21 protein-coding genes are annotated in these 25,910 nt (G+C 45.6%); all 21 read right to left on the bottom strand.

Going from position 1 to position 25,910, the window contains the following annotated elements; translation table 11 throughout:
• Window positions 1–36 precede the first annotated feature (36 nt).
• Window positions 37–1,173, bottom strand: a complete 1,137-nt coding sequence (locus MHB71_RS29590) for a glycosyltransferase (RefSeq protein ID WP_340028344.1) — start codon at window positions 1,171–1,173, stop codon at window positions 37–39.
• The gene (locus MHB71_RS29585; protein ID WP_036668049.1) at window positions 1,163–2,395 is read right to left on the bottom strand and encodes a sugar efflux transporter; all 1,233 of its coding nucleotides are present in this window, start codon (window positions 2,393–2,395) and stop codon (window positions 1,163–1,165) included. Before MHB71_RS29585 ends, MHB71_RS29590 begins: the two co-directional genes overlap by 11 nt.
• Before the next feature lie 18 nt (window positions 2,396–2,413).
• A complete protein-coding gene (locus tag MHB71_RS29580; RefSeq protein ID WP_340028343.1) occupies window positions 2,414–3,622 on the bottom strand; it encodes a nucleotide disphospho-sugar-binding domain-containing protein in 1,209 nt (402 codons plus the stop codon).
• A 40-nt stretch (window positions 3,623–3,662) separates the two neighbouring features.
• Window positions 3,663–4,520 (bottom strand): SDR family NAD(P)-dependent oxidoreductase, encoded by an 858-nt coding sequence (locus MHB71_RS29575; RefSeq protein WP_340028342.1) that lies wholly within the window; start codon window positions 4,518–4,520, stop codon window positions 3,663–3,665.
• Between the two features lie 13 nt (window positions 4,521–4,533).
• Window positions 4,534–5,703, bottom strand: coding sequence for a thiolase family protein (locus MHB71_RS29570; protein WP_100529843.1), 1,170 nt, complete (start codon window positions 5,701–5,703; stop codon window positions 4,534–4,536).
• Window positions 5,704–5,708: 5 nt separating this feature from the next.
• Entirely contained in the window at window positions 5,709–7,214 is a 1,506-nt protein-coding gene (locus MHB71_RS29565) for an AMP-binding protein (protein WP_100529844.1), read from the bottom strand.
• The gene (locus MHB71_RS29560; protein WP_179086540.1) at window positions 7,211–8,875 is read right to left on the bottom strand and encodes an adenine deaminase C-terminal domain-containing protein; all 1,665 of its coding nucleotides are present in this window, start codon (window positions 8,873–8,875) and stop codon (window positions 7,211–7,213) included. The genes MHB71_RS29565 and MHB71_RS29560 overlap by 4 nt, the downstream gene beginning before the upstream one ends.
• Before the next feature lie 83 nt (window positions 8,876–8,958).
• Entirely contained in the window at window positions 8,959–9,762 is an 804-nt protein-coding gene (locus MHB71_RS29555; RefSeq protein WP_340028341.1) for an energy-coupling factor transporter transmembrane component T, read from the bottom strand.
• Window positions 9,763–9,764: 2 nt separating this feature from the next.
• Window positions 9,765–10,628, bottom strand: coding sequence for an energy-coupling factor transporter ATPase (locus tag MHB71_RS29550; RefSeq protein ID WP_076253568.1), 864 nt, complete (start codon window positions 10,626–10,628; stop codon window positions 9,765–9,767).
• Window positions 10,613–11,422, bottom strand: a complete 810-nt coding sequence (locus MHB71_RS29545; protein WP_076253567.1) for an energy-coupling factor transporter ATPase — start codon at window positions 11,420–11,422, stop codon at window positions 10,613–10,615. Before MHB71_RS29545 ends, MHB71_RS29550 begins: the two co-directional genes overlap by 16 nt.
• 78 nt (window positions 11,423–11,500) lie before the next feature.
• Entirely contained in the window at window positions 11,501–12,073 is a 573-nt protein-coding gene (locus tag MHB71_RS29540) for a biotin transporter BioY (RefSeq protein WP_340028340.1), read from the bottom strand.
• 71 nt (window positions 12,074–12,144) lie between these two features.
• The gene (locus MHB71_RS29535) at window positions 12,145–13,128 is read right to left on the bottom strand and encodes a zinc-dependent alcohol dehydrogenase family protein (protein ID WP_340028339.1); all 984 of its coding nucleotides are present in this window, start codon (window positions 13,126–13,128) and stop codon (window positions 12,145–12,147) included.
• Between the two features lie 224 nt (window positions 13,129–13,352).
• The gene (gene cyoD / locus MHB71_RS29530) at window positions 13,353–13,682 is read right to left on the bottom strand and encodes a cytochrome o ubiquinol oxidase subunit IV (protein ID WP_036606914.1); all 330 of its coding nucleotides are present in this window, start codon (window positions 13,680–13,682) and stop codon (window positions 13,353–13,355) included.
• Window positions 13,683–14,303: a cytochrome o ubiquinol oxidase subunit III gene (gene cyoC, locus MHB71_RS29525; protein ID WP_036606911.1), complete on the bottom strand. Its 621-nt coding sequence runs from the start codon at window positions 14,301–14,303 to the stop codon at window positions 13,683–13,685.
• The gene (locus MHB71_RS29520; protein ID WP_036606909.1) at window positions 14,304–16,274 is read right to left on the bottom strand and encodes a cbb3-type cytochrome c oxidase subunit I; all 1,971 of its coding nucleotides are present in this window, start codon (window positions 16,272–16,274) and stop codon (window positions 14,304–14,306) included.
• 21 nt (window positions 16,275–16,295) lie between these two features.
• Window positions 16,296–17,270: a ubiquinol oxidase subunit II gene (cyoA, locus tag MHB71_RS29515; RefSeq protein ID WP_076253565.1), complete on the bottom strand. Its 975-nt coding sequence runs from the start codon at window positions 17,268–17,270 to the stop codon at window positions 16,296–16,298.
• Between the two features lie 318 nt (window positions 17,271–17,588).
• On the bottom strand, window positions 17,589–17,852 hold the full coding sequence (locus tag MHB71_RS29510; protein WP_036606904.1) for a hypothetical protein: 264 nt from the start codon (window positions 17,850–17,852) through the stop codon (window positions 17,589–17,591).
• Window positions 17,853–18,212: 360 nt separating this feature from the next.
• Window positions 18,213–19,574 carry a GH1 family beta-glucosidase gene (locus tag MHB71_RS29505; RefSeq protein WP_036668061.1) on the bottom strand — a complete coding sequence of 454 codons (1,362 nt, stop codon included), beginning with the start codon at window positions 19,572–19,574 and terminating at the stop codon, window positions 18,213–18,215.
• Window positions 19,575–19,590: 16 nt separating this feature from the next.
• Window positions 19,591–21,972 carry a glycoside hydrolase N-terminal domain-containing protein gene (locus tag MHB71_RS29500; RefSeq protein WP_340028338.1) on the bottom strand — a complete coding sequence of 794 codons (2,382 nt, stop codon included), beginning with the start codon at window positions 21,970–21,972 and terminating at the stop codon, window positions 19,591–19,593.
• A gap of 190 nt (window positions 21,973–22,162) precedes the next feature.
• Complete coding sequence (locus MHB71_RS29495; protein ID WP_076328928.1) at window positions 22,163–23,848, bottom strand: ABC transporter substrate-binding protein; 1,686 nt, start codon at window positions 23,846–23,848, stop codon at window positions 22,163–22,165.
• Window positions 23,849–24,181: 333 nt separating this feature from the next.
• Window positions 24,182–25,885: an ABC transporter substrate-binding protein gene (locus MHB71_RS29490; RefSeq protein ID WP_036606898.1), complete on the bottom strand. Its 1,704-nt coding sequence runs from the start codon at window positions 25,883–25,885 to the stop codon at window positions 24,182–24,184.
• Between the last annotated feature and the right edge of the window lie 25 nt (window positions 25,886–25,910).

Genomic DNA, 25,910 nt, shown 5'->3' with positions numbered 1-25,910 from the left:
ATGTCATCATTTGGGGCCAGAACAGCTGATCCATGATCACTTGAAAATTTCATGTTTCACAATTCCCCTGACTGCATACTGATGGTACAAGTCGATTAACTGATCTTCCGAAGGATGCTTGTAATACAAAACATCAAATTTCTCGTTAATACATTGGCACAAGATATCCAGGTCCGATGATGGTGTCTTATCTATAACCAACACTTCTCTATGGGCAGCTTCTGCCGAAATGGTCTGGATCAGTTCTGGGCCCTCGGCATAGACAACAATGATGCTGACAGGTAATCGATCCCCCTCGTAACCCTGATATGCTCTTACAACCTTCTCAAAGCGAATATAACAATCCCACCATGATTTTCTAATCTCTGGGTCAAAAAATTCCTTTAAGATGTTTTGCGCCTGTACTTCAAACATCGGATGACATTCGAGGAAATAATCTAGATTCGTTTTCCAACCATCATAACGATTCTCATCAAACTCGGAAGGGTGAAAGATATGGAAGGTTAACGCTTTTTTGTTCAATACGAACGTTCCTCCAGCCTGTTGCAGACGATAGCCAAGCTCACTGTCTTCCAACCCCCATCCCTTGAACCCTTCGTCAAAGATACCCGATCGGATCAGTACTTCTCTTGTTACCGAGAAATTGCAGCTGAAAGACAGATGCCACGCTGTGCGGAATGCGCTTCCATTTTCCGAAAAACGTTCCATGAGCTGAAATCGTTCATCTGCTTCTGATGATGTAATAGCAGTATGCACCCATCCCGAATTTAACGACGTTATATCGATGCTCTCTTCACCCAAATATCTTCGAAACCCTATGACAAGTTTCCCCTCGGCTAGCTTGTGCACTCTCAAATGTTCATAGATAAAGTCCGGTCCGGCGAGTTGATCTCCATCAAGGAACACAATCACATCTCCATTCGAGATAGTAATCCCCTTGTTTCGTGCCGCTGCCCGACTTGATTGCTCCGTAGAAGGAATGTAATTATATCGTATAGGAAAATCATACGTAAGCCTGCCGATCATCTCGCCCGTGCCGTCTATAGACCCGTTATCGATAACTACAACTTCGTATTGATCGCCTTCACACAAACGCTGTCTCGATAAGGAAGACAAACAGGCCTGAATCACTTCTTTCTGATTATGCGATAGAATAATTACACTAGCTTTCATACGTATCTCCTCCCACATGCCGGACTACCTTTTTATTTGCGTTTGGCACCAATAATAGTACAAATCCCAGGAAGGCAAGTGCTGCCGAACAGGCAATCACTATTTTAAAACCAAAATAATTTCCGACTGCTCCGGCTAGTAATCCACCACCCATGGAACCAATGATGTTTGCATTGTTGTACAACGTTGTGGCCGTACCTGTCATTTTAGGAACCAAATCCTGAAAAAAAGTCATTCCAACTCCAAGTACAATCGCGATAAAAATGGCACTGAATATCTGGATAGCAATGATCTGCCATCCCGATTGGGTAAACCAAAATAGTGAAAAATAGGCGACTCCAAACAATCCCGCGCATTTCATAACTGTGATACTACCAAACCTTTTGGCCAGTATTCCCAAAATGATCATGGTGGGAACCTGCAAGGCTGCGTTAACTCCCGAGATCATGCCAACGTCCAACTTCCCGCCTTGCAACTCTTGCGTAACATATAAGGGAGTTACAATGCCCCCCATCGTATTAGCCAACTCAAATGCCATGAAAGCAAGTAATGAAAATACAATCTGCGGTGCCATCAGCAGGCGCTTGAAGCTACGTACTGAGTCAGATGATAATTCCGTTCCGCCACCCGGTTCCCGACTCTCGTCTGCTCGAATCATCAGTACAAATACGGCAACGAGCATGTACATCAACGAAACAACCAGAAACAGGCCTGTGTACGAGAACTGGTAGATTATAAAAGAAGCCATTACAGGACCAAGAATCCAGGCCAGAGACACCAGAGCTCGCAATACAGCCATAACAACGGTGACATCTTCACTCGCCTCCCTCTCGACTACTTCTCTCGCAAGAGCAAATAATTGCGGAAAGGCCGAGAATGACAAGGCCATGAAAGTACAGGAAACCAGCATTAACACAATGTAACTGTCCGTATTTGCATAGAATACATAGCCTACAGAAGCAGATACACATGATCCAACAATGATCCACTTGCGCACAGGCTTTTTATCGGACAATCGACTAAACAGCGTACTAATGATAATGCCGCTTAACGATCCACACGCCATAAAGATCCCTAATGATAAGGGGCTCATTCCAGCCCGTTCTACTCCGAATAATGGCATGAATGGTAGCGTTAATCCGTATCCCAAACCAATAAAAAAAATACATACGGATAATAAAAGTAAGGCCGGACTTCTCAGGACAACCAAAAGACTTTTCAATAGAACCTTGCCCCCTCTTTACAACAACCGACGAATGAGTTCAGCTGCACGCTCGGCACCTCCGTACTGCGAAGTACAGACGTTTTCCTTCAGCGCCATAGCCTTATCCATGTCTCCATTAGTCATCATCGCGTTAACGGTCTCAGCTAGAGCGGATCCCGTAACCTCATCTGGGGACATTACTCTGCCACCGCCAACGTCCTGTAACTGCTTGGCGTTAAACTCACGTTCTGCCCAGGTCGGAATGACCAACGACGGCGTGCCTGTTAAGATCGTCGTCATGCAACTTCCATGTCCGCCATGGTGAATCATGACATCGCTATGCTCGGCTGCCATAACTCCCGATACATATGAGGTGAAGTGTACATTAGGGGGAACTTCCACGCTGTCCCCTTCCAATGGATTAAAACCAGTAGCAATCAAAAGCTCCGTCGAAGTGTTACCGAGTGCTCTAACGGCTTCCCTGAAAATATGACCACCACTCTCCACACCCCATTCCACGAGACGACTTGTGTACACAAATACACGTGGCCTCCTGTCGTTGTCTGATTTCTTCAACCAGTTCGCAGGCATTCCTGTCTCATTTGTATCTCTCCATACCACGGGACCGATATATTCAATTGGAACGGGCAGCTTCCCGATCTGTACCGGATCAAAATCCGGTATGCTCGGAAGAAGGGCAAGATTACCCGCCAGAAATGTGAGAAGGTTGTCCGTTTTAGGCAGACCGTACTCAACCAACGCTCCGTTCAACACATTCGTGACATCTGGTATGTCTCCATATAATCCATAATTCGTTGTAAAAGGAAGACCACCTGGAAGTGTGCTGGACTGATTCATAGAAACGAGAGGAATGTCCAGCTTACAGGCAATGAACGCTGCGGGGACACTCGAATCGGAAATAACAAGGTCCGGTTTAAAACCGATGGTTACCCGCAGACGAGCTTCAAGCTCATTTCGCATGTAAACAGGGTCCGAGTACCCCATCATGGACAAAAAGTGATTCATATCCTTGAAGTTTGGGTGGAAAACCTGTCCCTTGGGAGCAGGAATAACTGGAATCGGAATATAGGTAAAACCCATCTGTTCCATCGCGCCCCCGGCATTTCCCCAGATTGTGAACGCCACCTCATGTCCCATCTCTCGTAACTTTAGTGCTATGGGAAGACAACGATTCACTCTCCCCATCCCGGCCATCATCCCAATAAAAATGCGTTTTTTCTTCAACAAAATTTCCTCCATCAATTCGTATATTTCGGAAATAGTTCTACACTTTCACGTAGGCTGACAACACTTGCTCAAAGAGTTCGCCTGCTTCCCAACCGTTCTCCCTACTGGATTGGGTGGCAACTATACGGTGCTCTGGAGGGGACCACACACCGATCTTTCCACCATTAACAGAGAATATCTGACCGGTAACCCTACGGCAACGCGGCAGACATAAGGAAAGTATCAATTCGGCCACATCTTCCGTTGAACCTACTTTCCAGTACTCGGGAAACGACTCACCTTTCATTTCAGCGGTCTGCTTCGCCCGTTCGATATAGGGCATTGTCATGTCAGTACGCGCTGCGGGAGAAACTGCATTCACATTAATGCCATAAGATTCAAGTTCCAGCGAAAGTGTCCACGTCATGCCTATCAATCCGGCTTTGGCAGCACTATAATTTAATTGTCCGATCATTCCGGTCAAGCCCGCCACGGAGATCATATTAATAATGCTGCCTTCCCTTCGTTCCCTCATGCCCGGCAGAGCGGACCGGATACAAGCAAAGGCTCCCTTAAGATGCGAATTCAATACAAGATCCCACTCGGTTTCACTCATTTTATGGGCCATCTTATCGTGAACAACTCCGGCGTTGTTCACCAGGATATCAATCTTGCCGAATTCGCGAAGACCCTCCGATATGATGCGTTCACCACCGGCCATGCTTGCGACGGATTCAACGACCCCAATAGCGGTCCCTCCCTGATTCCGAATCAACTGAACAACGTCCCATACCCCACCTTCTTGTACACCGTTGACAACTATCTTGGCTCCTTCTTGTGCCATACGTATTGCGGTTGCACGCCCAATTCCGCGGCTGGAACCCGTAATGACTGCTACCTGTCCCTCTAACAACAAAGGCTGTTTCCTCCTATTCGCACTTCTCCCACAATGATGCAAGCCCGATCCCGCCACCAATACCCAGTGTTGTGATTCCCCGAGCCCCCTTTATATGCCTCATCTCGTTGAATAGGCGTGTAACCAGGATGGCTCCCGATGCACCGAACGGGTGTCCAAGCGCCAGTGCCCCGCCCCCCACATTAACAATGTGAGTTGAAATATGCAGTTCTCTTAAAGAGGCCAGAACTTGTGAAGCGAACGCTTCATTGAATTCCACAAGATCAATGTCTTCCATTGCCAAGCGATTTCGGCTGAGCAACTTGGTAACGGCAGGAACCGGACCGATACCCAAGTAGTTCGGGTCAACGCCCACTGCCACACTGTCGATAAATTTCATTAGTGGTGTAAGTCCTAACGATAATGCTTTTCCCATTGACATGATTAAAACGATAGCGGCTCCATCATTCAATGGACATGCATTACCAGCCGTCACTGTACCATCCTGTTCGAAAACAGATGGCAATGCTGCAAGCATCGTAAGTGTTGTATTCGCCCGAGGACATTCGTCTGTATGAATGATTCTAAGTTGCTTACCCTCCGGGATAGACAATGGAACGATTTCGTTGTCGAAACGCCCGCTTTGTATTGAAGCAATCGCTTTCCTATGACTGGAAAGCGCATATTCGTCCTGGTCCATTCGAGTCACACCGTACTTCTTAGCAACGTTGTTAGCCGCCTTCCCCATATCCGGATCTCCGATCCATTCCGGAGAGAATCGTGTGCGAGTGATTACTTGAGGTACTACACTCCCGTACAGAGACAAGGGTTTCTCCAATCTCCAGGGTGCACGACTTGTGCTTTCGACACCACCAGCCAGATACACTTCCCCGGCACCTGATTGAATCAGCCTCGCTGCTAAATGAATGGCTTCAAGACCAGATCCGCATTGACGATCAATCGTCACGCCAGGGACCTCTACTGGGAGTTTGGCTTGTAACGCGGATAACCTGGCGATGTTACCTCCCCCGCCTACTGCATTCCCCAATAGAACATCATCAATGTCACCGGGAGGGATGGGAATTTCGCTTAAAATGGCCTGAATGACTTCTGCAGCCAGTATCTCCGGCGGTGTCTCCTTAAACATCCCCCCGTATTTGCCGATTGCAGTTCGCTTCGCGGAAAGAATAACAGGAATCAACATATTGTTCATATCTTTATTTTCAGTAACTCGTTCAGTTTTGTTCGCGAAATCTTTCCACTCGTTGTATAGGGGAAGGCATCCACCCGTATAATTTCCTTTGGACACTTGTAGGTAGCAAGCTCACGACGGCACAATGATACAATCTCATCATCACTAACCTCGCTACCCATTCTGAGCTTGATAAGTGCGCTCACCTTTTGGCCCCAGTATACATCGGGTACACCTACAACGATGACCTCCTCAATACCTTCCAATGTTAACAACAGCTTCTCGATTTCCTCCGGATATATATTAAGCCCTCCGCTAATAATCATGTTTTTCTTTCGACCAACCAGATATAAATAACCTTCGGAATCTCGTGTTGCAAGGTCTCCCACAGTTGCCCATTCACCATGTACAACTTGGCTGGTTTCTTCCTCGGAACCATAATATCCGGTAAAGATCATCGGGCTCTTCACAAACAATTGTCCTACTGCGCCTTCGGTTACTTCCGTACTATCCGCTTCACGAATGGATACCTGCACACCGGCAAACGGTTTACCGATTGAATCAGGCTTATACCGATTTCCTTCCGGATCAAGTACTGTGACAAAGCTTAGCTCGGAGGCACCATAAAATTCATACAAACCTGCATTTTCAAATACCTCTTTCACCTTCCGTTTTGATTCTGGTGACCATTTATCACCTGACGTAATGAGAGATCTGACAGATGGCAGCGCAATAACTGAATCAGAAGCCATGAACGCTTTGTAGAGTGCTTCAAACATCGTAGGTACAAGATAAAGATGTGTAACCGCATGTGTTGCTAACGTCTCCAATACGTATTCCGCTCGGAATTTGCTTGTTAGATGGAATGTCCCGCCAATATACAACGTTTGAATGCACGCATATAACGTAAGTGAATAGACCAAAGAACCCGGCGCCAATACATGGTCTCCTGCATCATGCACGAATGTTTCACGCGCATATGCAAAGCTCTCGATCCATGAACGCTGAGAACGGAGATAGCCTTTCGGTCGTCCGGTCGTCCCGGAGGTATATCCCATGTAGAACAGGCTATCTTCAGTTGAGGATCGCTGTGGTTCGGCTTCTTCCCTTCTGAGAGAATGAGGTTCACCTGTATCCACAGTAATCACCCTTGTTGACGATGGAATATGAGGTATTCTGGCTTTGAACTCCACATCTATGACAAGCACACGAGGTTCACATTCATTAATAACCTCCGTCAGATTTGCATCGCTCCACTTGGGATCAAATACAGCAGCACACATTCCAATTTTGGTGGCTGCAAGAAAGTATTCGATCATCACGGCACTATTGTTCATCAGCAGGCCGACAAGAGGAAGTTCATCGGCTTCGAAATCTTCCTCAGTAGCCAGAATTGTATTTGCTGCCAGCTTTATTCCATGGTATAGCTCGGCGTACGAAATCTGCCGGGCATCATCAAAGATGGCAGTTTTCTCAGGATTCTGGGAAGCATGCATGCGTATCGCATCAGCCAGTAACATCATTTCACCTTCCTTACTGTATTAACTAAGGGGGTAGCCGGGAGCACTATCTCACCTGTTTTAACCAGATACAACCCTTTGTCCGATACACGAATATGCGGCAAATGTGAAGCTGTCAGAAATAAAAGAGAATACAGAGGATCACCAAATCGGTAACCGTGGACACGCATTTTCTCATTGAAATGATCCACACTAGCGCCGATTGATGCCACGCTCTCCAAGCTCATAGCTCCACTGAGAGGAAGAGGAATGTACAGTTGCTCCCCATCCACGAAATATACTAATATTCCTTCCCCGCGAACTTCCAACTCCTGAGATGCTTCGCGCATGACAGACAGAGATCGCCCAAGTAAAAGTGTATCGTTCGAAGCGTTGTAAGTACTTGCTAATGCCTTGATCCCACACGCTAAACCTTTGATTCGGGTGTTAATCACCCAACTTCCGTTAACATCCAGTAATGTCATCCAGTTCTCATCCGTTTCCAATTCCGCTCGGGGATCAAAATGGTACGATTGGGTGATGACATCGTTCACCAATTCAATACCGATGTCGGTTCGAGTTTCCATCTGGTCCAGCCTCAGGTTACCGATCGTTCGACGAGACCGAAAAGTGGAGCGCAACCAAGTGTGTATCTCTGCTTCATCTGGCTCTACTACTCGCCTTTGATTTTGGACCACCCAATCACCTCGTTGCAGGACATGCAGTGGATCAGGTTCATTTATGGAGGTTAAGACGTTCAAACAAGCCAGTCTGCCTGGTGCAATCCCGCCTAAGTCTTCATCCAGACCGTAATATACTGCCGGATTTAAGGTAGCAAGACGATAGGCATCCGCTACAGATATTCCCGTCTCCATACAGATCTTGATCATGCTGGCACAGCTCGTCCTCTTCACATAGTTTGGTGACGGGCCATCGCTGGTAAGCATCATTCGGTTCATATTGAATCGGGAATCACCTTTCATCCCTTTAAGGAGGTGTGGCAAATCAGGACGAATAGATGAGTATCGAAGAGAGGCGTACAGCCCCGCTTTTAATCGTCTAAGTACATCTTCGGCATGGAGAGCTTCGTGGTCAGCTGTGATGCCCGCTGCAGCCATAGTACTTATTTTTTCATAAGATACGCCCGGCAAATGTCCTTCCGCCCTCATCCCATGATGAGCCTTCGTTAGATAAAGTTGCTCTACCAATACTTCGTCGTTCGCCAGCAGTTTGGGCCATTCGGTCAGCTCCCCGCTCTGTATCACAAGGTTATGTTGTAGCCACTTGTCCATAGTCATTGGATCAGCTCGATCAGGACGGTCAATGTTACACCACCATAGGAACATATGGTGACTTGTCTCCTCCAGCTTCTCAATGAATGACAAAGCTTCAGTTCCTAGAAACGTTAACAAAGACAGATTATCATTAATGGACAAGACCGTACCCTTCTGTAACAGAGCTTCTCCCCATGTATAAGGATTGTACATTTGGCATGGGTGTGCATGAGGTTCAATATATCCTGGAACAACAACATGATCTTTCTCCAATTCAATGACCTGGGTCTGGTCTGAAGTGGGTAGTTCCTTGGCTCCAACGTAGGCAATACGACTTCCGGACAGATAGATATTCGCTTGTTCAACTTCCCCTGTGTATACGTTCAAGTAAGATGCCTGTCTAAACCACATTGTCGCAGGCTGATCACCTTTAGATACTGATATGAGTTTGTGATATTCATGTAGATTTGTCGGGTAAATCCTCATAGCTTACCTCACTTTCGTAATGCCAACAAAAGTGCGAAACAAAAAATGGATATGATCAGCACTTGATAGTCGAGCTTTTTGAAAGCTAACGTTCTCAGTTGCGTTCGATTCATGCCTGGGCTATATCCGCGTGCCTCAACGGCCAGTGAAGCGCTTTCGGCTTTCTGGAAAGCTAACAGAAGGATAGGGACTACAATTGGGATAAAACTTTGCAGACGACGAACGATATTACCGGAATTAAAACGAACACCTCTTGCCCGCTGTGCCTTCATCACGTTGTCGGTTTCATTCAACAGGATTGGAATAAAGCGGATCGTCCACGAGATCATCAACGCAACTTCCTGTGTAGGAACACCCAACCGCTTGGCAGGCTTCAACAGATCTTCAATAGCCTGTGCGAGATCACCCAGCTTTGTCGTAAGTGTCAACAATGAAGCGATGACGAGAAGAAGAATGATGCGAATGGCTATATTACCTGCTTTAATGACACCCTCCTTGTAGATCGAAAACACTCCCGCTTCAAGCCATAGCTCCCCCCCTTGTGTCAGAAAAATGTGAAACACAGATGTGACAATGACTATTAGCCAAACAGGTTTCAATCCTCTAACAATATAGGAGGGTGGTATTTGTGATATAGTGACTACACACACCACAAACACCGCAGACAATACGTATGAAAGCCATGAGTTCAACAGCATGACAGACAACATGAACAGGAACGCGATGACGAGTTTAGCTCTTGGATCAAGCCGGTGAATGATGGAGTTTCTGTGGACATACTGACCAATGATAAAGGATTGAGATAAGGACATAACTACAATTCCTTCCTCTGAAAAAAATCAGCAATATATGACAAAATCCATTCTTTCTTTACCGACTCCAGCTGCAATTCAACGTTCAATTTTACATTTATGGCTTCCACGAGCTGGAGCGCTTTAGGCAGCTTTAATCCCATATCTTTCAACTCAACTTGATATTCAGTGAACAATTGGAGCGGAGTCGTATGTCTTTGCACTTGACCACGTTCAAATATAATCACTTCTTCGGCGTACTCGGCAACAGTCTCCATATCGTGCGTCACCATAATGATCGTACTCCCCTGTTCCTGCTGCCAGGAACAAAAGAGTTCCATCAGCTGCTCTTTTCCTTCCGAATCCAACCCTACCGTTGGCTCGTCGAGAATAAGTACCTCCGGGTTCATCGCTAACACACTTGCAATTGCCACTCTCCGCTTCTCTCCGCCACTTAATTCAAACGGTGATCTATTGCAGAAAGATTCGTCCAGACCTACCATGTGTAATGCATCCAAGCATGTACTACGTACTTTTTCGGCCGACCAGCCCAAGTTCTTGGGACCAAAAGAAATGTCTTTTATTACCGTATCCTCGAATAATTGATGCTCCGGGAATTGAAATACAATACCTACTTTATCGTAGAGAACGTGCGTTTTTTTTCGATCGGTTGTCATTCGAAAATCCCCTATATCAACTGTTCCATTTATAGGTTGCAGAAGCCCATTGAGCAGCTGTACAAAAGTTGACTTGCCTGATCCCGTTTTCCCCACAACAGCAATAATACGATTATCGCCCATGGTGAGTGTAATGTTGCTCAATACGTTGTTCTCCAGTGGTGTTCCAACATGATACGAGAAGTCTACTTCTTTTAGTGTAATTTGCATAAATCATCCACCAAATCTTCCAGAGTGAGTGCCGAAGAAGAGTGCAGCCCCTTCCGGTTCAATGTCTCTCTTGCCTCGACAACAAAAGGAGCCGTTATCCCGGGAAAACGCCAGTATTCCCCCTGAAACAAGGCCTCGGGCGATCCATCATAACAAATGTCACCCTGATCAAGTACAATAACCCTCGAAGATGCTGCAATCTCCTCTAAGTCATGCGTAATTGTTACAATCGTAATTCCTTGTTTATGCAACTCTCCCATCAGCAATGCAATCTGATCTTTGCCTTCCGGGTCGAGCATTGAGGTAGATTCATCAAAAACAATAACTTCTGGTCCCATAGCGAGAACTCCCGCAATAGCGATACGCTGTTTTTGCCCTCCAGATAACGAATATACATCAGAATTATAATAATCCAGCATCCCCACTTGCCTCAATGCCTCTGTTACATGACGCTCGATATCTTCAGTAGGGACACAAACGTTTTGCAGGCCGAAGGCGATATCTTCAAACACTGTAGATGCTACAATTTGATTCTCTGGATTTTGAAAGATCATTCCAATTCTCTGACGAATGATACTTAAATCATTTTCATTGGATGTCACATAATCATTAAAAGTTACTTGGCCTGTGGTTGGAAGGAGTAACCCGTTCATTAACCTAGCTATGGTGGATTTCCCTGCTCCATTCCTTCCAGCAAACGCCACATATTCACCAGAACCAATATGAAGGTTAATATCGTTTAACATTGTTGCTCGGTTTGCATAACCAAACGTTACATTGGAAAAATGAATCACTGTAGTACCTCCATCACTTGGGCGCGATTTACTTGTACAGAAGTGTTTAAGAATGTGCAGTCTCTGAATATCATAATGTTAGACCCCCGGAGTCTGCCTTTTCGTATCCTGGATCATTGTAGGACTTACCTTGAGGATTCTAACAGCAATAAGTGAAGCAAGCACTGCTTTGAGCAAGTCGCCTGGAATGAAAACAAGGTTGCCTATGATAGCCTGTGTAATTGGTACATCCGTTATAAAGGACAGGAATGGAATACCCACTGCATACACAACAAGGATTCCGCCCACGATGTTGCTCAGTAGAAAGTTCCAAAATTTAATGCCTGCAACGGATGTACGTTGAACTAACAACCCAATCACAAAAGCAGCAATCGGATAACTAAGAACATACCCGCCTGTAGGTCCAACCAGAACACCCAAGCCCCCTCTGCCACCGGACAACAATGGAGCTCCTAAACCGATCAGAACAACAAAGAGCAAGAGACTTCCCCCTCCCAATCGAGCACCAAGGATACTGCCTGCCAGCATCACGCCCAGCGTTTGGACTGTAATTGGCACAGGTATAAATGGTAGTGGAATCGGAGGTAACAGTCCAAGTACTGCAATAACAGCTGCCATAATCGCAGTAAACATCATATCTTTAATCTTCACAACAAGGCCCCCAATATGAATTAGTTATTAACTACGCATCCTTTATGTTGAGTTTTTCCAAGTCTTATGTACTACTGTATTAAGAGAACCTTCCCCTCGATACCCGATTCAGCCGCTGCAATAGCCTGTTGTACATTCGTTAGTTCATACGTCGCCCCAATGTTTGTCATGACAAGCCTCCCTGCTCTGACCAACTCCATTACCTCATGAAATACCTGTTCCCAGCGTTCTTGCGTACAGCGTTCCACCCAATGTTTTAACCAGAAAAGTTTCACATGAACTTGTGTTCCCCGGGTAACTTCATGCCATAACGGTGTGATCCCCGAAAGCAGTCCTACACTGATGACCGTTCCATTTGGCTTAAGGCAACTCACCAACTGTTCCCCATCTGTCCCTCCAATACAATCCACGGCTGCATCAGCACCGCACCCCTCTGTTAATTCCGTGATCCTAGCCTGGAGCAACTCTTTCGTTGTATTGATAACAGATACTGCTCCAAGACGATACAGTTCAGCAGTATGACGATCATCTCTCGTAAGCGCAATCAATTTAAATCCATAGATTTTTGAGATCTGTGCAAAGATTCGCCCGATTGCAGATCCCCCTGCATTCACAATCAGGGTATCACCACACGTAAGCTTAAGCACCTCTGTACAGATCAACCAAGCCGTAACCGGATTAATATAGAGCTGACTTGCTGAGTGATCATCGATATCATTCGGCACAATAATCGTATGTTGCTCCAAAGTCTTCACGACGTCCTGCCAAGTATTCTCACCTTTTAGTGGCAAGACACGGCGACCCAACATTTGATTGGAAACTCCCGGCCCTACTGCTTCTACCACCCCCACACCCTCAAACCCGGGAACAGCTGGTAATCGGGTACGATGCGGGTAAGCTCCTCGAACAGGAATAATATCGGAGGGATTAATAGGTCGAGCATACATCCTCACTGCTAATTCACCGGGGCCAGGGGGTATCACATCTTTTTCTTCCATACATAACACTTCACTTGGTTCGCCAAAACGATAATAACGGATTACCCTTGCTTTCATTAGTACATCTCCTAAAATAATTTTGCTAAAATTGCTCTAACTAAAATATTGAATATATTTCCAGAGTGTATAACAATAGTATCACTGGTAAATTATTTCATCAACGACTTATTATGATATAATCCAACTTTTTTTTCATTAAAATATGCGATAACTTCTGCTTAGAAAAAAAAGAGCCCCACAACCTTGAATTCCAAGGTCGTGAAGCTCTTTCATCATATCAATTAATGTGCAACAGCATTGTTAAGCATAATCCAGATCGAACCAATTACGATGGTCATCATAATCAGCAAACCGAAGATAAGAGCCATCACATTCCAGCGTGGTTTCTCTGTTTCACGGATATGCATGAAGAAGAAGAGTTGAACCACAAACTGAAGTGCTGCCGTGCCAAGAACAACAATGAGTGTTCCTGTTCTTTCCATCATATCATTGAGAACCACCACAAGTGGAATGATTGTCAGAACGACGGACAGAATGAAGCCGATGACATAAGACTTCAGTGAACCATGTTGCTCATGACCGTGGGAATCATGTGAGTTGTGCTCTGACATCTACATCACCCCCATGAGATAGACGATCGACAGGAGGAAAATCCATACGACGTCCAAGAAGTGCCAGTACAAGCTGATGACGTTAATTTTACCGCGAGTAACATCGGTAATACCACGTTTTTTCAGTTGTAACATAAGTCCAATCATCCAGATCAGACCGAGCGATACGTGAAGTCCGTGAGTTCCCACAAGGGTGAAGAATGCGCCAGAAGCAGCACTCGTTGTAAAGCTGAACCCTTCGTGAATCAACTCAATAAACTCATATACTTCCAGTGCGATAAAGCTTGCACCCAGAACGGCTGTAACTGCCAGCCAACTGATTAATTGTTTTACTTTGCCTTGATTCATCGCCAGTACGGCTAGTCCGCTCGTAAATGAACTTGTGAGCAAGATAAACGTTTCGGCAATAACACCAGGCATTTTGATCAATTCAGACAAAATCGGTCCGCCCGCCGTATTGTCACGCAACACAATGAAGGTTGCGAACAATACGGAGAACAGGATAACGTCGGAAATCAGGAAGAACCAGAAACCGAGAATTTTCATTTCCTGTGGATCATGATGTCCATGGTCGTGACCATGTGCATGATTCTCACCGTGCTTAGCGGCTGCTTGAGCCATCTATACCGACCCCCTTAACGACGCTTCGGTACGTTTAATTTCGTCAACCGGAATGTAATAATCCGTATCATATGAGAATGAACGGGCGATCATACAGATCCCTACGCCAGCGAGTCCGAGAATTGCCATCCACAACCATCCGAAGACAAAGCCGAAACCGGCGATGAACCAGAAGACAGACATGATGAACGGAATTCCAGAGTTCTTCGGCATATGAATCGGCTCAAGCGGTTGCTCTGGCGGATAGATGCCTTTGGCACGACGTTCTTTCTCTTCCCACCACTCATCAATATCATCTCCGCGCGGTGTAACGGCGAAGTTGTATTCAGGAGCTGGTGAAGGAATTGACCACTCCAGCGTACGGCCATCCCATGGATCGGCGGAAGCTTTGAGTGATTTGTATTTGCGAATACCGTCTGCGATTTGTGCAACTTGGAACAGGAATCCGACACCCATCAGGAATGCCCCGATTGTGGATACGAAGTTCAGTTCCCACCAGCCAGTATCCCAGCCGTATGTGCTCAGACGACGTGTCATACCCATTAGACCGACAGCGTACTGCGGCATGAAGCAGACATAGAAACCAATATTCCAAGTCCAGAATGCCCATTTGCCCAGTTTCTCTTCGAGTTGGAAACCGAACATTTTAGGCCACCAGTAGTACAGACCTGCGAAGTATCCGAAGACAACGCCACCGATCAATACTTGGTGGAAGTGGGCAATCAGGAAGTAACTGTTGTGGAACTGGAAGTCAGCAGGAGCAACGGATAACAGAACGCCTGTCATACCCCCGACAATAAAGCACGGGATAAAGGCAAGTGTCCACATCATCGGAGTCGCCATGCGAATCCTTCCTCGATACATGGTAAACAGCCAGTTGAATATCTTAACCCCTGTTGGAATAGCAATCAACATCGTAGTTACGGCGAAGAATGCATTCACGTCTGCTCCGGAACCCATCGTGAAGAAGTGATGCGCCCATGTGAAGAAGGACAGGAAGCTGATGATCAACATCGCGAATACCATCGATTTGTAGCCAAACAGTTTTTTCCGAGAGAAGGTACTTACAATCTCGGAGAAAACACCGAATGCCGGCAAGACGACAATGTATACCTCAGGGTGACCCCACATCCAGATCAAGTTGATATACATCATTGGGTTACCGCCCAGATCAAGTGTGAAGAAATGCGCCCCGGCAAACCTGTCGAGGAATAACAATGCAAGTGTCACGGTCAAGATCGGGAAAGCAAACAAGATAATGATACAAGTGGAGAATACCGACCATGTGAACATCGGCATTTTCATCCATCTCATGCCTGGCGCACGCATTTTAATGATGGTAACCAGGAAGTTGATACCGGTAGCCAAGGAACCGATACCCGATATCTGTATACCCCATATATAGAAGTTCTGTCCTACCCCCGGACTGTGTGACAGCTCCGATAGAGGCGGATAACTCAGCCATCCTGCATCCGGTGAACCACCGATAACGAATGACAGGTTAAACAGCATTGCTCCCAGGAAGAATAACCAGAAGCTCAGTGCATTCAGGAACGGGAATGCAACGTCCCTTGCTCCGATCTGTAATGGCACGATAACGTTAAATAGACCAAACATAAATGGCATCGCCATGAACAAGATCATGATCGTACCGTGAGTTGTAAAGACCTGATTATAATGCTCAGGATTCAGAAATTCATTGTTAGGCATAGCTAGCTGAAGGCGCATCATTAGCGCATCCACACCACCACGGAACAACATGATAATGGAAGCAATGATATACATGATACCGATCTTTTTGTGATCGACAGTCGTTAACCAGTTACGCCAGAGCCAGCCCCATTTTTTGAAATAAGTTAGCACCGCTACAATAGTAATCATGGTAATTCCGATAGCTACCATCGCACCATAAATGAGCGGATCACCGGTTACGAAAAACTCCGATGCAAACTCTTTAAGTCCCTCTAACATTGGGGGCCTCCTTTCGAATCTTTAGTTAGCACTCTCGTCCTCGTCTTGATTGGACGTATCAGTTGCATTTTGAATGGCTCCAGAAGCTTCTTTTGAAGTTCCATGCTTACTGTGAGCACTTTGACCATCTACTACATACTTGGTCACAATATTTTGGAACAATCCTTCTGGGAAGGCAGAATAATAAGCAACGTTGCTTGTGCCTGGCTCAGCCAGTGCTTTGTAACCTTCTGTAGTCAACGCCTGAGAACTCTGTTTCACTTCAGCTACCCAATTGTCAAAATCTTCGTCCGATGTAGCATTCACATCAAAACGCATTTCTCCAAAATGCTCACCTGTGAAGTTAGCGCCTGAACCCCAGTACTTGCCTTCATGATCTGCCTGCAGATACAAGGTCATCGCCATACCCGACATCGTATAAATCTGTCCTCCAAGTTGCGGAATCCAGAATGAGTTCATCGGTGAATCCGCAGTGAGTTCAAATTTCACGGGCCGGTCTGCCGGAATATTCAACGTATTAACCGTTGCAATTCCTTGTTCTGGATACATAAACAGCCATTTCCAGTCCAGTGAAGACACTTGGATGGTAATTGGTGCTTTCTCGTGAGCCAACGGCTTCGAAGGTTCCAAAACATACGTGTAACGAATCGTTACAATTGCAAGTATTCCAATAATAATAATTGGAATGGTCCACCATACAACCTCCGCTTTGGTGCTATGAGCCCAGTTAGGTTCATATGCTGCTTTGTTGTCCGGTTTCTCACGGTAACGCCATACGATTACGGCAGCCAAAATGAGTACTGGCACAATAATGACAGCACACAAAATTGTCGAGATGACAATCAAATCTCTCTGCGAAGCGCCAATTGGCCCCTTCGGATCCAGAACAACGTACTGTCCGCCTGCCAGCATTGGCCAGACAATCAATGCAATTGTAACCAACGTCAGGACAACCGGAATGATAATCCGGATTAGCGACCTAGGTTTCTTGTTCATTTTGATCCCCTCTCCTTAAATTCGCTCATACTGAAAAATCAGTATACTACTCTCTTCCTACTAAAGATATCAGAAATGAACAACTTTTTTGTTCTTGTTAACAAATTTGTCGATTTTACACCTTAAATGTGTGAATTTTTTCTCACAAATCGCTTGCATGCTTGATATTTGTACTTCGTAATCTTTACACATCAAGTCACAAAATAAAACCCTTTGCAGTCCCGTTGAACAGTGTCAACGAATCCGCAAAGGGCTTTATTGACTGGATTCCGGGAACTCATCCAGTCTTATTATGAACGAATTAACGCAGGATTATAATCAATCGGCGCCTTCGTCTTCCCGGCGTGTATGAACAAGGCCAATCGCTTTGGCAATAACGTAAATAAACACACTACCTACAAGGAATCCAATACCAACCATCAAGCCAAGATTACGATCATTAAATTCGTTCAGATTGATCAGACACATGATCACTCCCGTAATGAGTGCGACCCATGCCAGAACTGTCATCGTCAAGACGGCGCGCCGCATATTTTTGTCTTTGCGCTCCAATTGGCTAACCATTGCTGTCTTCGATGCCATAGTAAACACTTCCTTTTCCCTTTTTGTAAGTGCTTTCCTTATACCAATATACCACATCAGTATGATTTTTAGTCAACAAATGTTCAAATTTTCTTCGCAATTTGGACACTTTATTTCAAATTTATCCGTTGACAAAACATTATTCATTTCTTCCTTACTTCTTATAACCCAAAAAACGTCTCTTCATAACAGGAACCGCACTTGACCTTATGAAACCTTTATGAACTACTCCTTTCCAACGGTAAAAATACAAAAAAAAGACGGCACATTGGAATACTCCAATGTTACCGTCATTCTCAGCTTTAATAAGGGAACCATATATAATGAGGACCTGCTCTACCCTTAAAACCTGCCAACCAACTATTGAGGATTATGTTCGTTCCGTGTCTCCAACCAATTATTCTTGATGACGTTCTGATACCAGTAATAACTCTCCTTCGGTGTTCTCACGAGTGAACGATAGTCCATATGAACAAGACCAAAACGCATACGGTAGCCTTCTGCCCACTCAAAATTATCCATCAGTGACCATGCCATGTACCCTTTCAGGTTAATGCCGTCATTAATGATGCGGTGAATTTGAGCCAAATGCTGCTCATAATATGAAATCCGGCGATCATCGTTAATTTTTCCGTTCTCCAGATCATCATTGATGCAGGCACCATTCTCTGTGATATATACATCCACATTGCCGTACTTTTGCAAGTAATGCATAAATTCATACAAACCACGTGATTCCACAGGCCAGCCAATATCAGTTTTGGTGAGGCCCATATCAACTTCTTCCGATTGCAGAGCACCTGCCTCCGGATTGAAGCGATTGATCCCCATCGTGTAATAGTTAATGCCGAGCAGATCGATTGGTTGCGAGATGATCTCCATATCACCTTCCTGAATTGGTACGGTAGCACCCGCTTCTGCAAACCAATCCACCATAAACTGCGGATATGAACCTTTGTAGATTGGATCAAGGAACCAATCGGTATTAAGCGCAATTGATCGGTCACACGCAGCTTGGTCCTCAGGAGATTTGCTGTACGGCTCAGCCCAGCACACGTTCGGAGCAATACCAATCTGACCGGTTGTTCCCAAGCGACGGAAAGATTGAACGGCTTTACCATGAGCAACCAGCAATCCATGAGCAACATTGATTGAAGTTTGCAGGTCTTTGTTTCCTGGCGCATGAATCCCGAGAAGGTTCGACAGGAACGCGATGCACCATGGTTCGTTGAATGTAAGCCAGAAGTTGATTTTGCCAGAGAATTCTTTGAAGATCACTTCGGCATATTTCACAAAAGCATCCACAGTTCTGCGGTTGCCCCAGCCTCCGTCATCCTCCAGCGTTTGCGGAAGATCCCAGTGATACAGTGTGAGGAACGGTTCAATTCCAGCCTCGATCAATGCATCCACGAAGCGGTGGTAGAAGTCCAGACCTTCCCGATTGATCTCACCATCTCCGTCAGGAATAATACGCGGCCAGGCAATGGAGAACCGGTATGTATTAATCCCGAGTTTCTTCATCAGTTCGATGTCTTCCTCGTAACGGTGGTAGCTGTCACACGCGACATCCCCATTGTCTCCGTTATATACCTTGCCAGGTGTGCGCGCAAACGTATCCCAGATGGATGCCCCGCGTCCACCTTCCTGTGCCGCTCCTTCTATTTGATAGGAAGCTGTTGCTGTACCCCAGCGAAAATCTTGCGGAAATTTAAAAATGGTCATGGTTGGCTCCTCCGTCTCATGATGACACGCGGATCGTCTGTCCTGCGGTCATCGTTAAAATAATTACATAATCGCCCTGAGGCGTAAGCTCTGCCTTGGCTTGTTCGTTTCCTTCCACACGCAGCGGATAAGCACTGCGAAGGGTCAGCGACTCATTTCGATCTGCCTTAATAACCGCTGACGCAAGCTTGTTGTCCGTCCACGTTATTGCTACCGTATAACCACCTCTTGCACGAAGCCCTTCAACTCGACCTTGAGTCCAGAGTTCAGGCAGTGCCGGCAGTAAATGTAACTCGTTCAAGTGGCTCTGCAACAACATCTCGGCCATGCCAGCCGTGCCTCCAAAGTTACCATCGATCTGGAACGGCGGATGATCGTCAAACAAATTCGGATGTGTGGATCGGGCCAGCAACGTGCGCACAAACTGATGTGCCTGGCTGCCATCCAGTAATCGTGCATACAGATTGATCAACCATGCACAGCTCCATCCTGTATGCCCGCCACCTTGTGAGATACGACGTTCAAGCGATACCCTTGCAGCTTCCACAAGTTCTGGTGTGTGCACTCGATTGATCTGCTCTCCCGGATACAGTCCATACAGATGGGAGACGTGACGATGCCCTGGCTCGGATTCGGCAAAATCCTTAAACCACTCCAGCAATTGTCCTTCGCTTCCAATTCGGAATGGATAGAGTTTCTCCAGAGCCTCACTCCACTCGCTTGCCAACGACTCATCTATATTTAGTTGCTTCGAGGCCTCAATACAGCGGCTGAACAGTTCACGAATTAACGTCATATCCATCGTTGAAGCCATGGATATACTGCGTGACTCCCCAGCATCTGTGAGAAACTTGTTCTCTGGTGAAGTGGATGGAATCGTAACCAGATAACCATCGGGCCCTTCCACCAGCCAATCGAGACAGAACAGCGCCGCCTCTTTCATGATGGGATACGCACGTTCCTCAAGAAAACGCTGATCCCCGGTAAATTGGTAATGCTCCCATAGATGCGAGGTCAGCCACACACCACCCATCGGCCAGAAAGCCCAGCTTGCATCTCCACCTGTCGGTGTAGAGGTTCTCCAGATATCCACGTTATGATGGGCAGTCCATCCACGGGCTCCATACAGAATCCGCGCCGTTCTTCGTCCTGTATCACTGAGATCGGTCAGCATATCAAACAGTGGCTCATGACATTCACTGAGATTGCAGACTTCTGCTGGCCAGTAATTCATCTCCGTGTTGATGTTGATCGTGTAGTCACTGTGCCATGGCGGCTCTACCTGATGATTCCAGATTCCCTGCAGATTGGCAGGCTGGCTGCCCGGACGCGAACTAGCCATTAACAGATATCTTCCATATTGAAAATAAAGTGCCTCCAGTCCAGGGTCTTGTTGCCCTGCCTGATAAGCCTGCAGCCGCTCATCTGTAGGTAATTCGGCGTTAGCCCATACCCCTAAATCAATAGAGACTCTGTTAAACAACGCGCTGTGATCCTGAATATGTCGGTCACGAAGCGCTTCCGCGCCATGTGTGGTCGCTTTGGAGATCATCTCCTTACATTCCTCTTCCAATACAAGATGATCCTTCACAGGTAACACATCGTAACTCTCAAAGGAGGTAGCCGCTGCTAGATAAAACACAACCTGATCAGCACCCTGAATATGTAACTTGCCTTCCAGATTGGAGACCTTCATCTGATCGCCAGATGCCGTAAATGCTACATGGACAGCATAAGCCGTTCCCCGATCCTCTTCATAGAGAACGGATTCCGGGTGATCTCTGAAGTAATTGGACTCCACATGACTTGGGCACCGACTGAACATGGTTAGAGCATCTCCCGAAGTCTCAACGCGATAAGGATGGGGACTGTCTAGCGTAATACTTACACTCACAGCGCCCTTCTGATCAGCAGTTAATGTGCAGACCATTAGATCATCCGTAGCACTGGAATACACTTCACGTACGTATTGAGTTCCTTCCAATGAGTAGTTTGTGGTTGCAATACCTGATTCCAGATCAAGCTCCCGTTCAAATGCATCATATGAAAGATCATCCAGACCCTCATGGTGCAATAGAAAATGACCCATCGGCTGGTAGGCCTCTACATCACGACCAAGCATTTCACGGTTCAACAAATCCTCAGCTTCACCATACTGCCCAGACATGATCAACTCTCGCGTCTGTTTCAAATACCACTGACTGCTGTATTGAATCGTATCCCGTGGAAACCCTGACCATAATGTATCTTCATTGAGCTGAATTCGTTCATCTGCCGCGCCACCGTACACCATGCCTCCAAGACGGCCGTTTCCGATGGGCAATGCTTCTTCCCAGCGTTTTGCCGGTTGTTGATACCATAGACGATTGATTTTAGTTTGTTTATTGTGTTGGGACATGATTAGCTCCTGTTCCTGAATCAACTGTATATTCCTTATGTTATAAAACGTTTTCGGTAAGTGCTTACAATAATAAAATTATATGTGATTTCAAAATTTGCGTCAATGCAAATCATCACATCATTACACAAAAAAAAAGCCCCATATAGGGCCCTTTCCTTGTGTAACCATGGATCACAGACAATCCATATTATTTTACGTCTTTTCCTGTCCACAGAGAGACACGTTCCTTAACCCAAACCGTAAATTGTTTCTCCATTTCAACTGCACCCGCTTTGTCCAAATCAGCCAGTAAAGCATCATAGGTTGCATCAAAGTTGGCTGGTGTAGTCAGAACAGCTTCCGGAATCCGTTTACGGATGATATCCTGCGTTTTCTGGAAAGTTACTTCATAGTCTGTACCGGATGGTACGGACATGTTATACGCTGCGCCCCAATCCTTAACTGGCAGATCTTCTTCAGCCGGATAGAACTCTTTCCAAGTCGTGATACCGTAAGCTTTCAGCGTTTCTTTCTCTGCAGCCGTGTAACCAGCTACAATCTGCTCAGGGAAGTTGGTTGTGTAGTAGTTATCCGTAGAATCTTTTACACCATCACCGTATCTTGCGCTAAATATGTTATACATCCCAATTCCTGTTTCCTTGCTGAAATTGGAGTTGTCATTCGTTTTGCGGTCTTGAACGTCTTCTGGAATCACGCGTTTACCATCTTCTACGTTGTAATGTTCACCTTCGATACCCCAGTTTCTCAGAACTTGTCCTTCATCGGAAGCAAGCCAATCCATGAATTTGATGATACGCACTGGATCTTTGGCCGAAGTTGTAATCCCGATGCCATAACCGTCAAATCCGGCTGGTTGGAACGTGTGATCCACAATCTCATCGTTAAGTGATACAGAGAAGTGAGCGTATGTGGCATCATCCTTACCTGATGATTTAAGCGCGTTCTCCGCTTCTTGATAGTTCCACTCTTGGTCAATCAGACCGAGGACACGACCACTGGCAATTTTGGACTTGTATTGGTCATCCTTTTGAACAAAGGCATCTTTGTCCAGTAGGCCTTCATTGTACATTTTATTCAACCAGCGGAAATATTCTCTTTCCTCTGGACGTTTGTAGTGCAATTTTGCTTCATACGTTTCAGGGTCAATGTAATATTCACCATCATCCGGTGCACCTGTTGCTTGGAAAGCCGGGTTCGTTACCGTGATCATGATTTTCCAATCATCTGCATTCAATGTTAATGGAATGGTTGGTTGACCATCAATGGTTGGATGTTTTTCATAATAGGCTCTGAGTACATTCTCGTAATCCTCAAGTGTCTTCACTTCAGGGTATCCAAGCTCTTTCAATACTCTTTGCTGAATTTCAAATCCACCTGTAGCGTCAAACGTAACATTATCAACACCCATATTGGTTGGAATGGTATAGATCGCTTGATCTTCCAAACTGTATTTCAAACGGTTCATCTGTTCCCCATAGATTTTTTTCAGATTGGGAGCATGCTCCTCAATCAGATCCGTGAGATCCAGCATCGCGCCTGCATCCACAAGCTTAGATAAGTTACCTTTAGGGTAAATCATATCAGGAAAGTCACCACTGGCAGCCATTAGTGCAATCTTCTGGTTACCACCATCGTTTACATCATACTCTGCTTCAAGAGTAACGCCAGTTTGCTCCGTAATCTTTTTACCAACAGCATCTTGCATCTTGTTCCAGGTTGGACTAGCATCCGCCCCGAAGAATGTAACTGTGATCGGTTCGGTTCCGCTGGATTCCGAAGTCTCTTTGGTTCCCGAATTCCCGCAACCTGCTGTAACCAACATTGCACTTGCGAGCATCAACATTGCAAACGTCTTGGGTGTATTGCCTTTCATTTTGCCTCTCATTGTCTAGTTCCCCCTATTATTTATGAAGGTTTTATCTGTATAACAGGCTTTATGCCTGAGGATACCACTTTTTTTGAATACGCTTTCGATATCGTTCATTCCGACGTGTTTACTGGAGCTTACGTTTCGATTCTGCAAAAAGAAAGATTCTTCTTCTAACAAACGTAAAACGTTTTCGTAAATAGAATAAACCGCTTACTGAAAGTGCTTACATGATAGATTATAGGCTATCCATCTCCTCACGTCAACAATAAAAAAAGCCCTCTCTCAAGGGCTTTTTTTGCTATGAAAATCAATAGCTTTCATGCTTGGTTTTCAAGCTTATTTCACATCTTTTCCAGTCCAGAGAGCTACACGTTCTTTGATCCAAACCGTGTATTGTTTCTCCATCTCCACTGCACCCGCTTTATCGAGTTCAGCCAGAAGACTATCATATACGCTGTCGAAGTTCTCAGGTTTGGCAAGGATCGCTTCTGGAATACGTTTACGTACGATATCCTGTGTTTTCTGGAACGTTACGTTGTAATCCGTGTCAGATGGTACAGGCATGTTGTATGCTGCACCCCAATCTTTCAGCTTCAGATCATCGTCTGAAGGATAGAAATCTTTCCATGTTGTAATACCATAGGCTTTCAACGTTTCCTTCTCAGCGGCAGTGTAACCAGCTTGAATCTGTTCAGGGAAGTTCGTTGTATAGTAGTTATCCGTGGCATCTTTCACACCATCACCGTATCTGGCGCTAAATATGTTATACATGCCTACGCCTGATTCTTTGGTAAAAGCAGAGTTATCATTGGTTTTGCGATCCTGTACGTCAGCCGGAATGATGCGTTTCCCATTCTCGACTTGGTAATGTTGGCCTTCAACGCCCCAGTTTCTCAGGACCTGACCTTCATCGGAAGCAAGCCAATCCATGAATTTGATAATACGTACCGGATCTTTGGCCGAAGTTGTGATTCCGATACCATAACCGTCAAATCCTGTCGGTTGGAACGTATGATCCACAATATCCTTGTTCAGGGATACGGAGAAGTGGGCATATGTTTTGTCTCCACCGTTAGATGATTTCAAAGCATTCTCCGCCTCACCATAGTTCCACTCTTGGTCAATTAGACCAAGTACACGGCCACTGGCAATTTTGGATTTGTATTGGTCATCCTTTTGAACAAATGTATCTTTATCAAGCAGACCCTCATTGTACATTTTGTTCAACCAACGGAAATATTCTTTTTCTTCAGGACGTTTGTAGTGTAGAACGGCTTCATACGTCTCAGGGTTGATATAATACTCACCGTCATCCGGTCCACCCGTAGCTTGGAATGCAGGGTTCGTTACCGTAATCATAATTTTCCAGTCATCTGCATTCAATGTTAACGGAATCGTCGGTTGACCATCAATCGTTGGATGTTTTTCATAATACGTTCTCAATACGTTCTCGTAGTCCTCAAGCGTTTTTACTTCAGGGTAGCCAAGCTCTTTCAATACTCTTTGTTGAATTTCGAATCCGCCCCTAGCGTCAAACTCAACGTTATCTACACCCATATTCGTCGGGATCGTGTAAATGGCTTGATCTTCCAGACTGTATTTCAGACGGTTCATCTGATCACCATAGATTTTTTTCAAGTTGGGAGCATGCTCCTCAATTAGATCGGTCAGGTCCAGCATCGCGCCTGCATCCACAAGCTTAGACAAATTGCCTTTAGGATAGATAATATCAGGGTAATCACCACTGGCAGCCATCAAAGGAATCTTTTGGTCACCACCATTATTCACATCATACTCAGCTTCAATTGTAACTCCCGTTGCCTTAGTAATTTCTTGACCGACAGCATCCTTCATGTTATTCCAGTTCGGACTCGCGTCTGCACCAAAGAATGTAAAGGTCACTGGACTGGTTGTATCTCCGGAATCAACCGGTTTCTCTGAAGCGTTAGTTCCTCCTCCACTGCCGCTGCATCCTGCTGTAATTGCAAGAGCACTGGCTAACAGAAGCATTGCGAATGTTTTTGGTGTTTTGCCCTTCATGTGTAATCCCCCTTATGGATATTAA

Origin of the sequence: Paenibacillus sp. FSL H7-0940, from assembly GCF_037979415.1 — a bacterium.
GTDB lineage: Bacteria > Bacillota > Bacilli > Paenibacillales > Paenibacillaceae > Paenibacillus > Paenibacillus amylolyticus.
The sequence above is the reverse complement of the archived record's forward strand: the minus strand, read 5'-3'. Positions and strand labels throughout refer to the sequence as shown.